Origin of the sequence: Clostridium sp. MCC353 (genome assembly GCF_018785315.1) — a bacterium.
GTDB lineage: Bacteria > Bacillota > Clostridia > Lachnospirales > Lachnospiraceae > CHH4-2.
On the sequence record NZ_WQPN01000043.1, the window covers coordinates 1 to 13,293 of the forward strand.

Annotated in this window: 12 protein-coding genes; 3 read left to right on the forward strand and 9 right to left on the reverse strand. The window is 47.9% G+C overall.

Annotated elements, in window-relative coordinates; genetic code table 11:
* Positions 1–170 precede the first annotated feature (170 nt).
* From GPL15_RS09595 to GPL15_RS09630, 8 genes are all read right to left on the reverse strand, one after another.
* Positions 171–413, reverse strand: a complete 243-nt coding sequence (locus GPL15_RS09595) for a zinc finger domain-containing protein (RefSeq protein WP_215698406.1) — start codon at positions 411–413, stop codon at positions 171–173.
* A 72-nt stretch (positions 414–485) separates the two neighbouring features.
* Positions 486–947: a MarR family transcriptional regulator gene (locus GPL15_RS09600; protein WP_252198257.1), complete on the reverse strand. Its 462-nt coding sequence runs from the start codon at positions 945–947 to the stop codon at positions 486–488.
* Positions 948–1,703: 756 nt separating this feature from the next.
* Positions 1,704–2,150, reverse strand: a complete 447-nt coding sequence (locus GPL15_RS09605) for a DUF3237 domain-containing protein (RefSeq protein WP_215698410.1) — start codon at positions 2,148–2,150, stop codon at positions 1,704–1,706.
* An 89-nt stretch (positions 2,151–2,239) separates the two neighbouring features.
* Positions 2,240–3,139, reverse strand: coding sequence for an alpha/beta hydrolase (locus tag GPL15_RS09610; protein ID WP_215698412.1), 900 nt, complete (start codon positions 3,137–3,139; stop codon positions 2,240–2,242).
* Between the two features lie 262 nt (positions 3,140–3,401).
* Positions 3,402–4,331 carry an alpha/beta hydrolase gene (locus GPL15_RS09615; protein ID WP_215698414.1) on the reverse strand — a complete coding sequence of 310 codons (930 nt, stop codon included), beginning with the start codon at positions 4,329–4,331 and terminating at the stop codon, positions 3,402–3,404.
* A 21-nt stretch (positions 4,332–4,352) separates the two neighbouring features.
* Positions 4,353–5,846, reverse strand: a complete 1,494-nt coding sequence (locus GPL15_RS09620; protein ID WP_215698416.1) for a tripartite tricarboxylate transporter permease — start codon at positions 5,844–5,846, stop codon at positions 4,353–4,355.
* A 14-nt stretch (positions 5,847–5,860) separates the two neighbouring features.
* On the reverse strand, positions 5,861–6,322 hold the full coding sequence (locus GPL15_RS09625) for a tripartite tricarboxylate transporter TctB family protein (RefSeq protein WP_215698418.1): 462 nt from the start codon (positions 6,320–6,322) through the stop codon (positions 5,861–5,863).
* Between the two features lie 20 nt (positions 6,323–6,342).
* Positions 6,343–7,440 carry a tripartite tricarboxylate transporter substrate binding protein gene (locus tag GPL15_RS09630; protein ID WP_215698420.1) on the reverse strand — a complete coding sequence of 366 codons (1,098 nt, stop codon included), beginning with the start codon at positions 7,438–7,440 and terminating at the stop codon, positions 6,343–6,345.
* A gap of 233 nt (positions 7,441–7,673) precedes the next feature.
* On the opposite strand from GPL15_RS09630, the gene GPL15_RS09635 reads away from it, so the two are divergent.
* From GPL15_RS09635 to GPL15_RS09645, 3 genes are all read left to right on the forward strand, one after another.
* Complete coding sequence (locus GPL15_RS09635) at positions 7,674–8,672, forward strand: LysR family transcriptional regulator (RefSeq protein WP_215698422.1); 999 nt, start codon at positions 7,674–7,676, stop codon at positions 8,670–8,672.
* A gap of 117 nt (positions 8,673–8,789) precedes the next feature.
* Positions 8,790–9,677 carry a LysR family transcriptional regulator gene (locus GPL15_RS09640; RefSeq protein ID WP_215698425.1) on the forward strand — a complete coding sequence of 296 codons (888 nt, stop codon included), beginning with the start codon at positions 8,790–8,792 and terminating at the stop codon, positions 9,675–9,677.
* A 91-nt stretch (positions 9,678–9,768) separates the two neighbouring features.
* The gene (locus tag GPL15_RS09645) at positions 9,769–10,644 is read left to right on the forward strand and encodes an MBL fold metallo-hydrolase (protein ID WP_215698428.1); all 876 of its coding nucleotides are present in this window, start codon (positions 9,769–9,771) and stop codon (positions 10,642–10,644) included.
* Positions 10,645–11,440: 796 nt separating this feature from the next.
* Here the strand turns inward: GPL15_RS09645 and GPL15_RS09650 are convergent.
* Positions 11,441–12,964 carry an altronate dehydratase family protein gene (locus GPL15_RS09650; protein WP_215698431.1) on the reverse strand — a complete coding sequence of 508 codons (1,524 nt, stop codon included), beginning with the start codon at positions 12,962–12,964 and terminating at the stop codon, positions 11,441–11,443.
* Positions 12,965–13,293: the final 329 nt, after the last annotated feature.

A 13,293-nucleotide genomic window follows, 5' to 3' on the forward strand; every position in this document is an offset into this window, starting at 1 on the left:
AAAAGTAATACCCTAAAATATCAAATCGACCTTTTGAAATTTTCTTCAAAAAACACTTGACTTTTTATTAGCAGGCTTTCCTGTAAATAGTTGAGTGATCAACTATTTGAGTTATTATAGTTTAAAATGGTTGAGCAGTCAACTAGTTTATATTTATTTAATATTTGCTTTCAGATTTGACAGGCAGGGCAATATACGCTGCTTCTGCCGCCGACCACAATCCGGCAGAGCGCTGCCCCGCATCTGGGACAAACTTTCCCCTCCCGGCCGTAAACTTGTAAAAATGGCGTGTTTCGGTAGTCCTGCCCTTTAGCTTCCAAATATTCTTCCGGCGTCGTTCTATCCGTTTCAATAAAATAGGAAAGACGTTCCGGGATAACAGCGGCAAGCCGTTCCCATTCGGCATCCTTCAAACTGTTCGCCGGACGCGCCGGATAGATCCCCGCCGCAAATAAAATCTCATCGGAATCCGCCTGTATTAATAATCATTCTTTTATCTCCTCCATCTCCTGATTAACCAGCTTCGTAAGATTTTTCGTAAATGTCCTCGATAAATCAATCAACTGATTCTGCTCCTCTGCTGTAAACATAGACATGGCCGTATCCTCCGCCCACGTGATATGACGGACAACCTTTTCGCAATATCCCCGGCCCGCTTCCGTCATCCTGACAATTTTGTTCCGTTTGTTTTCCGGCACTTCGTCAACTGTCACATATCCCTCTGCCAAGAGATTTTTAATAATCAAATTGACCGTCTGCTTAGACTGAAATGTTCTTTGGCATATATCGGTCTGTGTCAATCCATCCGCCGCATAAAAGAGGACATTTACCACCAACAGCGTTTTCATCAGCATACCGTGACGTTTGGCATACTCGTCATATAAAGCAAACTGTTCATCTCTGAACTTGCAATACAGATACGCGTTTTTTTTATCTTTCTTATTCATATTCCACCGCCCATAGTCCATTTATTTACAGTCAATTTATTGACTATATAATAACATAAACGGCAGCATTCTTCAATAGGCTTCTCCCGAAAATATCATAATAAGTAATACAATCTATATTCGCTTCTAAAAAAATACTATACAGAAATATTTTTCAGCCAAAAGCCCCTGTATGAAATAATACTGCCCGCTTTTCCTCTTCTTTTCCTTCTATCAATACCCAGCCGTGTTATGGCGGAACGGGGGAGGGCGTCGGTGACTGGGCCGATGTAGGTTCGTTTTTTTGACCTGGGCTCCGCGTCTCCCAGCCCCATGGGCAGACCGGGACAGGGCCCAATCTGGCGGCTGAAGCCGGGGAACCGGAAGGGCGGAGCACGTTTTGCGGTTTCAGCGATTTGTTCCGGCCGTCGGCAGTTCTTGGGCTGAAAGGAAGGGAAATGATGGGGAAATCGCTGACCTCAAAGTCAGCGATTTAGAGAACCTGAATCGAAAATTTCTTCAGAAATTCTTCGATGAATGTTCTCGGTACCCTTCATTTCCCTTCCTTTCAGCCCTAGAACTGCCCCGGCCGGAACCATGAGCTGAAACTGCAAAACGTGCTCCGCCCTTCCAGTTCCCCGGCTTCAGCCGCCGGATTGGGCCCTGTCCCGGTCTGCCCATGGGGCTGGGAGACGCGGAGCCCAGGTCAAAAAAGTAAACCTACATCAGCCCAGTCACCGACGCCCTCCCCCGTTCCGCCATAACACGGCGTTACCCTTAAAGCATCTTATAAATACAGATATCCACACCCCTGACGCCATCCTTCACAGACCCATTCAGGCTGGCCACATAAACCCCATAGTTCAGCCACTCATATTTCCCTCTGGGCGCATGAAACGTGGGCATGGTGGCGATTTTGGAATTTTCATGTACGCGGCTTTTATAACCCAGGTTTTCAATGGCAATATACACATCATCATCTGTTTTCAGCAGATATTTAGCGAACACTGTAGCTGAAGTCACAGTCGAATCCGAATCCCCGCCGTATCCCATATTCCAGTCCGCCCCTCCGGGCACCACGGTTCCGTTTAATTTTCCGTGGAAACTGCCGCCGCTGATCATGATGGCTCTTAAATATCCCCAGTCATTGGCCCCTACCTCCAGGCGTTCCGGGCAGTCCACGCGAAGTTCCATGATGAGTTCCGCATCCAGTTTTGTTATCATACCTTTTCCTCATTTCTGTACGGCTTTTTTTGTTTCACAGAGTTTGCGGATGCCGTACCGACGCATACTCTCCGGGTGAAAATAAAGTCTCACCCTGCTTCTTGTGCAAAAATCTGCTTCATGGTTTCTATGTACAGTTTCTGCCCCTCCATATAATCGTCCACGCAGTGGGTCATGAAGCCGTGGCGGCAGTCCAGATACCGTTTTGCCGTCACTTTAACCCCGGCGGCGATCATTTTGCCCGCATACTGCTCTGCCTCAAATCTGAGATTATCTTTTCCGGCAGTGATCACAAGGGCTTCCGGCAGACCTTTCATCATATCCGCGGTGGCAAATACAGGAGAGACATAGGGGTCTTTTGCTACATCCGGCTCACTGGCGTACAGGGCGTTGAAGGCCCGGGCACGCTCAGGAGAGATCAGAGAAGCGTCCGCACCCTCTTTTTCCATAGGATCAGTATACAAATCCATGGGGGGATAGTCAAGAATTTGGAGCCTCATTCTAAAATCTTTGGTTTCATTGGCTTTCAGCGCAATGGCCGCCGTCAGATTCCCTCCTGCGCTGTGGCCGCCTACCACCACATTGTCCGGGTCAATGCCCAGTCCTTCAGCATTTTCAAATGCCCATTTCACCACATCATAGCACTCGTGAAATGCAGCCGGATAGGGGTATTCCGGGGCCAGTTTATAGTCCACATCCACAGTAACACAGTCCACTTCATAGGAAACCCTGGAACAGAAGAGAATGTCCCGGTCCATATGGGGGCGGACAAAACCGCCTCCATGGATGTTGATGTACAGAGGGCATTTATCCCTCTTATCTTTTCTCTGTATCACATAAATCCGGGTATCCCCTTCTCTGGTTTTCACCCGCCGCTCTTCGCATGTGGTTTTATTCTGATACTGTTCAAATTCTTTCGGCACTTCGGCGTCCAGAACGCTGCTGCTGCGCAATTGTTCCGCCAGCTTTACTTTTTCTTCAAATGTCATAATTCCTCCACCCTGGAGCGTGCCTGAACATTCACCGCCCATATCTGCCGGGGACTTGTTTTTCAAGCGTGCTCTTATCTATTTTTGCCGTCATTTGACGGAATTTTGGTTTAAAAATAGACAACCGCCCAAAAGGATTCTGGTTGTCTTTTTTCCGGCGGCGGCAATGTCCGCCGCCGGATATCCATTATTGCATTTTCGCTATTCAATCGCGACTGTTATATTAGAGAGTATTTGCCGGAAAGCAATTTTCAGACACGCTCTAAATCAGGTATTTATCAAAGAAATTCGTTACGATCTCTTTTGTCTGATATTGGAAGAACTCCGGCGTACCGTGTCCCGCGCCTTTTAAGAGATATAATTCCGCCTTGTCGCCGCGGCCCATTTCTTCCAGCTTCCGGTAAAATTCAATGCTGATGTTAGGCGGAACCAGCCAGTCGGCATCTCCGTGCATAATCAGGATGGGGGCCATATCTTCTGCCTCTTCCAGGCGGTATACGGCGCTGGCGTCCTTGGCCCGTTCCAGCATGGTATCGGGGGCGCCGCCCATCAGGGCTCCGGCGTGGGTTTCTTCCACGGTTTTCCACCGGTAATTGGGGTCATTTTCCATCTGAACCCGGTCGTGTTTCATGAGCTGAACCACATCGACCGGCCCGAACATATCATATGCCGCCTGGACTTTGGATGAATATCCGGCCCATTCTTCCGAATCATAGCCGTCCAGGTTCAACGCCGCCATAGCCGCCAGATGGCCGCCTGCGCTCCTGCCCATGATGCCGATCCGGTTAGGATCGATCTGGTATTCGTCCGCATGGGCCCTCAAAAAGCGGACCGCTGTTTTCACATCGATCAACTGGTCCGGCCAATGTCCCTGGGCGCTGCTCCGGTAGTAAACCGGGATCACCGCATAGCCTGATTCGGCCAGATATTCGATCTCCGCGATCATCTGGTTTTTGTCCACTCCCCGGTATCCGCCGCCGGAAAGCCAGATGACTGCCGGCTGGATTCCCACTTTATCGGTCTCTTTTGCATCGGCCATGGCCGCTTTCAGCTCGCTGTTTCCGCTGGCCGACATGATGGAGAGTTCCAGGTTCAGAGGATTTCCCTCCAAGTCGTTCACATTTGAATAGACGATGTGATCCACAAAATTAATGGTTGGTTTATGGCGTTCTGGATTTATGTAATATTTCAACTTAAAGACCTCCGTACTATCTTAATTGGCCGCTGCTTTTTTCTTATCAATGGCTTCTTTAATATACGGCCACGCAACGCTCACAACCGCAACCAGCAAAAAGATCAAAGACACCGGTCTCATTACAAAATCTGCAATTCCGTGGTTTCCGTAGCTCATGCCTTTTCTGAAATACTCTTCCAGCTTCGGGCCCAGAATAAAAGCGAGAATAAACGGGCTGCTGGGGATCTTGGCCATATCCATCAATATGCTGAGACCTGCGAATACCAGCATCATTACCACGTTGAACATGGTGTTGCCGCTGGTGTAACCGCCGACAAAACACATGATTAAAATCACGCCGTAAAGGTAATGATATGGAACTTTTAAAAGATATGGGAACCATCTCATGCCGAATAACTGCATGAACAGAACCAGTAAAGCCGCAACCAAGGTGGCAGCAAATATAACGTAGGAAATCTGCGGGTTTGCACCGATCATCAAAGGCCCCGGCTGCAGACCGTGAATCATCAGACCGGATAACAGGAGGGCTGTTGTGGAATCTCCCGGAATCCCCAATGCCATCATAGGAATCAGCGCTCCGCCCACAGACGCGTTATTGGATACTTCAGAAGCCCAAATGCCGTCCGGACATCCTTTTCCAAACTCTTCCGGTTTTTTGGAACCAGATTTCGCCTGGGCATAGGCAACCATGTTGGAAAGCCCTGAGCCCATTCCCGGAAGGAAACCGATCCAAAGTCCGATCAGGAAGGAACGGATGATGTTGACAATGTTGCTGGTAATATCCGCGATTTTGATTCCAATCCCCCTGATGCCCTTTGTATCCACTTCCGGCATGTCCTGCTGGCCTTTTGCGTAGTCCACAGCCACCTGTTTGATGGCGAACACGCCCAGCATTAACGGAACCATGCTGATGCCTGCGCTCAGCCAGATACTTCCGAATGTAAAACGTTTCTGCGCCGTAACAGGGTCCATACCGATGGTCGCGATAAATATACCTAAGAACGCTCCCATCAGCCCTTTGAAAATACTTCCCTTCGATAAAGAAGCAACCAATGTAATCGCGCAGAAGCATAAGGAGAAATACTCCCATGGCCCTAACTTTAATGCCAAATCCGCAATCAGCGGGCTGAGCACGGTTGCGATGATAACAGAGAAAAATGTACCCGTAAAGGAACCCAGAATTCCGATGCTGAGGGCTCTCACCGTCTCACCTTTCTGGCTCATGGGATAAGCGTCAAAACAGGTGGCGATGGATGCCGGAGAACCAGGAATTCCAACTAATGTGGCGGCAATAAAGGAACCGGATACGCCTCCGACCCACATACCGATCAGCATGGCAAACCCCAATGTGGGCTGCATGCCGAAGGTCAGCGGCAGAAGAAGGGAAACGCCCAATCCGCCTGACAGTCCGGGAATGGCGCCGAATACAATACCAGCCAAACTACATACTAAAATGATCAGTAAATGGGATGGCTGCAGAACAGTCATTAATGCACCTAAATATGCTTCCATATTCTGTAACCTCCTTAAAAGAATTTGCCCTTAGGCAATGGAATCACAAACAGTTTAACAAATGTAAAATACAAAATACCGGTCACTGCCAAAGCGATTATGATGGAACCGATCTTAGAAACAGGTTTCCCGCTTCTCAGAACCGCTATAAATCCCAGCATGGCAATCGGTGTGGAAATCAGGAAACCGATATAAGTCAAACCAAGGATATAAGCTGCCATCACTGCAATGACTACGGCAAAGCGTTTCCATCCATCTCTGGTTAAATATACAGTTTCTTCCTTTGCTTCCGGATCCTTTGAAAAAAACATTCCGATACCGCACAGAATCATGCCGACCGCCGCGATCTGCGGGAAAAGGCGGGGGCCAGGCTCTGCCAGATTAGGCAGAATCCTGACCTGCTGTGTCAGTACAAGAATCGCAGCGCTGAGCAGTATAAATACAATACTTACTATCTTATCCTTGCTTATTCTCACTTTTTTCACCTCTGATTGATCTATCTAACGTTAATTCCCAGGGAAGTTGCAACGTCTACAATAATCTTCTGTTCTTCTTCCAGCATCTTTCTGCTCTCTTCAACGGAATGCCATTCCGGTGTCGCTCCCATAGCTTCGCAGCCTTTAATGAAATCAGGATCATCTAATACCGGTTTTAAAGATGCATTGATGGCTTCAAGAGTTGCTGCGTCAGTTCCCTTTGGTGCGAAAATGTAAACATTGGAGCCCCATGACGCGTCTACGCCCTGAGACTGAAGGGTCTTCCAGTTATCGCCTCTTGCAACAACTTCTTCCACATCTGTGCCGTCACGGCTGATCATACCGATTACCTTCACTTTTCCGCCTTCCACATACTGTACGGCGTTCTGGTAAGTAACGTTTCCGGCTGAAATGAATCCGCCTGCTACGTTGGTAAGTTTATCCGTTTCATTTGCCGCTTCTACCATTTTAAATTCAACACCAGTTGCTTTTGCAATCTGGCCCCAGATAAAATGAGAGGAGTTGCCATTTGCAATCGCACAGGAAACTTCGCCCGGATGAGCTTTCGCATATTCAATGAATTCGGTCATATTGTTGTATGGCGCGTCAGGAGCCACGATGATCGCCTGATCTCCCATATACTGCATAGCCGCTACAACTTCATACTCTTCAACAGGATTGATATCGGAAGCTCCTGTCTGATACTGGCAGAGGCATCCGCTGTGATTTGCTAAAAGATTGTAGCCATCCGCTGCGGCGGTTCTTCCTGTCTCCATACCAACCTGCGCATTGTCAAAGTTCACAACCGCTACGGATGCTCCAACTGTTTTCTGCCATGCTGTGGTGATATAACGGACCTGTAAATCCGTGCCGCCGCCTGCTTTGGCCGGAACGTTCATCGTGATGGCTGACTTAGGCCAGTCTGTTGCAGCCGAACCTGCTTCTGACGCCGCGTCTGTTTTTGCAGCCTCTGTCTTGGCTGTATCGCCTTTGGCCGCCTCGGTCTTCGCTGCTTCCGTCTTCGCTGCGGTTGTGGAATTTGATGCTCCGCCGCCGCATGCCGCTAATGATGCCGCTGTCATAATCGCTGCTGCTAAAATACTGATTTTCTTTCTCATGTCTGTGTTGCCTCCCTATACTTTTTTAATTTTCTCTGATCGTTTATAACTAATTATTATGTTATAAAGATAATCAACAGTTATACTTTGTTTTTTACATATTTGGTATTTTACCAGAATCTATGTAATTTTCCCTTTGACAATTATGATTATAGTATACAAATTGAGGATTGACAAACATTTATAATTTATATATGATATAAGCATAAGTTATATATATTGTGAGGTATTATATGAATACACGTCAACTTACTTATATTATAGCAATTGCGGAAAAGGAAAGTTTATCCGGCGCCGCCGCCGAACTGGGCGTTTCCCAGCCTGCCCTGAGCAAATATCTGGCTGATCTGGAAAAGGAACTGAATACGGAACTCTTTCTGAGGCATAAAAAAAAGCTGCTGCTCACTGCGGCCGGGCGGATCTACGTGGATGCAGCTAAAAAGATCGTATCCGTAAAAGAACAGACCTATCAAACCATTTCGTCCCTGTCCAGAGAATATAAAGGGACGATCACAGTCGGCGCTACCCCCCTCAGGGGTTCCATTGCCATTGCCCGCATATTTCCATTTTTTTGTAAACGCTATCCCAACATCAATATTGCCATAAAAGAAAGTTATATGGCCGGTCTCAGGCAGGCAGTGATCGATCAATCGGTGGATATTGCCCTGGGCACCTGCATTGACTTAGACAGTCCTGACATTCTCCATATCTCGGCTTGCGAAGAAGACCTTGTGCTGGGCGTACCGGTTTTCCATCATCTGGCTCCAACCGCCAGCAGGGATCTGGATCATTTGACCACGGTTGATATCAGGGAATTTAAAGACAGCCCGTTTCTCATGGGAGGCAGAGGTTCCACTATACGGACTCTGGCCGACAGCATTTTTAAGCAAACCCATATGAACCCTACCGTTGTCTATGAATCCAACAATAACCTGGTGCTGCTCAACATGATACAGAGCGGGGCTGGCGTATGTCTGCTGCCGAAATCCGCCATGAAGCCTTCGGACCACATTGTCTATTTTTCCATAAGACCCCGGTACTTTCTGAACCTTTCCATCATGTTTCCGAAAAACCATGTACTGAGTGAGGAGGAGCGCTACCTGACCGCCCTTGTGCTGGCAAGCGACTGCAATCATCCCAGATACCGGCTCAATCCCACCCCTATGGCAAAACAGATCATGGATGAATTTCCCATGCCGGAATTTACGGATGAATTTCCATTTACATTTTGAGTTCTGGCATTACATATACATTGTCATGATAAATGCGCCGTCATGATAAATGCGTTGTTACGATAAACGCGCTGTTATGATTAACGCGTTTCAATTATAGATAGGAGAAACTGTCTTATGGATACGAGAATTATTGAATATATGATCGCCATTTCCGAAGAAAAAAGCCTGAGCAAGGCGGCGGAAAAGCTTTATATCTCCCAGCCGGCCCTGAGCCAGCAGTTAAAGAAACTGGAAACCGAACTGGGGACGCCCCTGTTTACGAGGGAGAAAAACAGCCTGATTCTCACCGATGCCGGACGCGTCTATATCAACGGAGGACAGTCCATCCTGCATATCAAACAGGAAGCGCTGAAACAACTCGATCATATGAATTACACTTCCCGGAATTTTATCCGTTTCGGATATACCCCTGTCAACGCCATAGAATGCCTGCCCGCATTCCGGACGGAATTTCCCGACATTGAAATTTCCACCCGCCAGTTCAGCACGCCGGAAGCCAAAGAGGCATTGATCCAGGGCAGCCTGGATATTGCCGTGGTACTGACGTCTTCTCTGCAGCACGGCAGCCTGGAATTCCTGCCTTTGTGCAGGGACGAACTGCTGCTGGCCCTTCCGGCCGGACATCCGGCGGTGAAGGAGGAGCATCCGTTTAAAGATGGGTATTCCCGCCTGGCAGGGGATTATTTTATACTCGATCCCACCGGCACTTATACCAGGAATATTGAGGACCGGGCTTTGAATTCCATGGGAATCCAGCCTAAGATTCTCTGCGAAACCAACGATTACACCACGGAACGGTATATGCTGAACAGAGGATTGAGCTGCTGCTTTATCCCCAGGTTTTCCCTCCATGCGGAAGATACCTTCCGAACCTATCCCCTGGACCCGCCCCAGCCGTTTTATGTGGCGGCGGCTTATTCGAAAAATATTATATTATCGGAACCGCTGAAGTATCTGCTGAGGCTGCTTTTGAATTTATTTGACCGGAATACCGGTAACTGATATTGCGGCAGTGGGATATTTGATCTATACTTATTTTATTGAGCGGCATTTTGCCGATGCATAATAAACGGGTGAATTGAGGAGGTGCGTCATGACATTAAAAGAAGAATACCAACAGCGGTTAAAAGATTTCGAAGAGTTAAAACATAAGTCCCACGCCCATTTATGGGTAGATCAGGTAAACCGGTATGTGGAACCGTTCCAGATATTCGGCAATCTCTATTACGTGGGGGATAATGATATCTGCATGCATCTGATCGATACGGGAGACGGGCTTCTGCTGTGTGATGCCGGGAACTACGGGTCGGAGGGAATGCTGGTAAACGCCATTTGGGAAGCCGGTTTTAACCCCCATGATATCCGCTGGATCATCCTGTCCCATGCCCATGTCGACCATATGGGCTGTGCGGAATTTTTCCGTAAAATGTATGGATGCAAAATCTATATAGGGGCTCCCGATGCGCAGTCGATGAAAGACGCCCCGGAGCTGACTTTGGTTCAGAGAAGTTCCAACATCAGCCATCATCTATTTGAACCAGATGAGGTCATAAATGACGGAGATGTTCTCACTTTCGGCAATACCACCATAGAATTCTTTCTGGTTCCGGGACATACCATAGGAACTCTGGCCTATTTTTTCCATGTAAGCGACGGCAGCCGGACGCTTCGGGCCGGTTACTACGGTGGATTCGGGTTCAATACGCTGACAAAGGCTTATTTAACAGAAATCGGCGATCCTGAACTTCAGATGCGCAAAACCTATTTGGAATCGCTCAGCAAGGTGAGAGACCAGAAGGTGGATATTTACCTGGGAAATCATACGGATAATAACCGGGTTTTGGAGAAGCGGAAACAGATGCTTGAAAAACCGGACGTGAATCCGTTTATTGATGATACTGAGTGGGGATCTTATTTGGATAAGAAGAGGGCGGATCTTTTGGCTTTTATGGAAGATCCGAATAATTAGAATAACTGCCGTTAGGCATCTGGCTTTGCACGGCAGTTCTTTGAATGTGGATTACGACTAGTCTGATGAAAAAGGGCTGCCTCCTGCATTGGCGAACCCCGGCCCTGGGCTTGGCCGGACGGCCTCCCCCGTTTCTTGCTGGTTTTCTCTGGCTTAAGGGATTAAATACAATTTTATGAATTGTAAGTAAATTTAACAACAGACATCGAGGTATATTCGTAGAAATCTTCATATTTATAGTTTAAATGTCCGGAGCAGAAATTGGTATTAACTGATATCCCCTATTCCTGTTCTCTCATGTCATTTATACCGAATTTTCATATCATTTCCGCCATAATCGACATTAATAACTAAATTCCATCCCTGCCAAACTCTTCTTTGCTTTTTTACTCCTCTCCCCTAAAATCTTTTATTACCCCAGTTCAGGCTGTGCACAGCCGTGAAGAAGGCGAGGGGGAACCGGGGCGGACTGACGATGGGGTAAGGGATTGGGGATCGTATGCAGGCCCTTAGATATACTTGGTCTTCAAGGACGGAAAAAAGCAGGTAGAAACTGAATTCCGAATCAGTTTCTAAGGCGCCCTCTGAGAGGTAAAGTTCATAAAAAGTTTACCTCGAATGGGCGCCGCCCTGCTTTTTTCCGTTCTTGAGGACCTAGTATATCTTAGGGCCGGAATCCAGAATCCCCAATCCCTTACCCCATCGTCAGTCCGCCCCGGTTTCCCCTCGCCTTCTTCATGGCGTTACTCACGCAACTAAATAAAGATTTCCCGGATTTTTCCTATGTATCACCCGCTTATGCCAGCACTCCGATCTGCCACGGCACATATTCATCATAACCAATTCCCAGTTCTTCGCTCTTGCTCTTTTCTCCTGAAGCTACGCGGATCAATTTTTCAAATATAATTTGTCCCATCTCATCCAGATTCTTCTCTCCGTCAATGACCATACCACAGTTGATATCCATATCATCGATCAGATTCTTATACATATCTGAATTGGATGCCAATTTCACAGTCGGGCAGTGTACGGCTCCATAGCAGGAACCACGGCCGGTTGTAAATGCGCAGAGTGTAGCTCCTGCAGCAAATTCACCGGTTACGGATACAGGATCGTATCCTGGGCTGTCCATGATAACCAGGCCTTTTTCTTTCACTCGCTCCGCGTACTGGTAGAACGCATTCACCGGCGTACTTCCGCCTTTTTTCGCTCCGCCAAGGGATTTCTCCAGAACGTTGGCTAATCCGCCCTTGTTGTTGCCCGGGCTCACTTTACCGTTGATCTGGCAGTCACGCCCTTTGTTGTATTCCAGCCACCAGTTCAGGCGGTCAACGAATTTCTGTCCGATTTCCGGTGTTTTGGCACGGCATGTCAATGTATGTTCTACGCCGAATAATTCGGTTATTTCAGCTAAAATTGCGGTTCCGCCGTTCTTAACAAGCAGATCCACCGCTTTTCCCAGGGCCGGGTTTGCCGACAAACCGGAAAATCCGTCCGATCCGCCGCACTGCAGGGCCAGTACCAGGTGTTCTACGGAAACCGGTTCTCTCTTTACCTGGTTTGCGATTTCAAGCATTTCATAGACGGCCTGGATTCCCAGTTTAACCGCTTTGGTGGTTCCGCCCACTTCCTGCATCACCAGCCTTCTCATCATAGGGCCTTCCACAAGGCCTTCCTGTTCGAACATTCCGTCGATGTTATTTCTCTCACATCCTAATGCGCAGACAAGAGCGCCTGCAATATTAGGGTTCACGCAGTGGCCTGAAATGGTCCGGCGCAGAAGGTCCATGGCCTCCCCTGTCATTTCCATTCCGCATCCGATGCCGGTGATAAATGGAATCACCCCGTCCACATTTGGATATGCTTTCATCACTTCAGGGGTAAAATGATTGGCAATTCTTCTGGCCACCGTTCCGGCACAGTTTCCGGCCACTGGGATGGCGATGAAGTTTCTGGTAGCAACCCGTCCGTCTTCCCGAACGATGCCCATAAATGTGGGGCGGTCCTTTTCAGGAACCAGCTCTACCGGTTTGTAGTCTCTGGAAAATGCATAGTCTTTGTCCACTTCATCAAACAGGATGTTGTGGCTGTGCATCATGGTTCCCGGCTCCGTATCTTCCGCCGCATAGCCGATCACCGTATTGTATTTCTTAACGGCCTCCCCTTTTTTAATGAATCTGGCCGCCACCTTATAGCCGGACGGAACTTCCATCCGTGTTGTGATTCCCTCTTCCGGTATCTCCACTCCTGCCGCTATGTCATGACGGGCTACCACCACGTTATCGTGTTCATCCAAACGAATAATCGGACATAATCCCATAGTTTCCCTCTCCTTTTCTCCGCATATACCGGGAACATATCTGATCCCGGCTCCTCTTTGTTATTTTCAGTATAACAATCCGGGGCTGTAAAATCCAATATTTAAAATTGATGTTTGGAATCGAAAAAATCGATAATGCACAGACTTTGCTTGCAACTGGGCTTTAAGTTATATATAATTGAGATATAACAGTTCAGGACGGCGGGAAAATCGGTGAAGAAAGGCGCGGCAAGCTCGCTTGTAAGCACCTTTCTTCACCGATTTTCCCATCGGATGAACATCCGATGCTTCTTGACCAGCTTTTTCGGTCAAGAAGATACGCCGGCCTA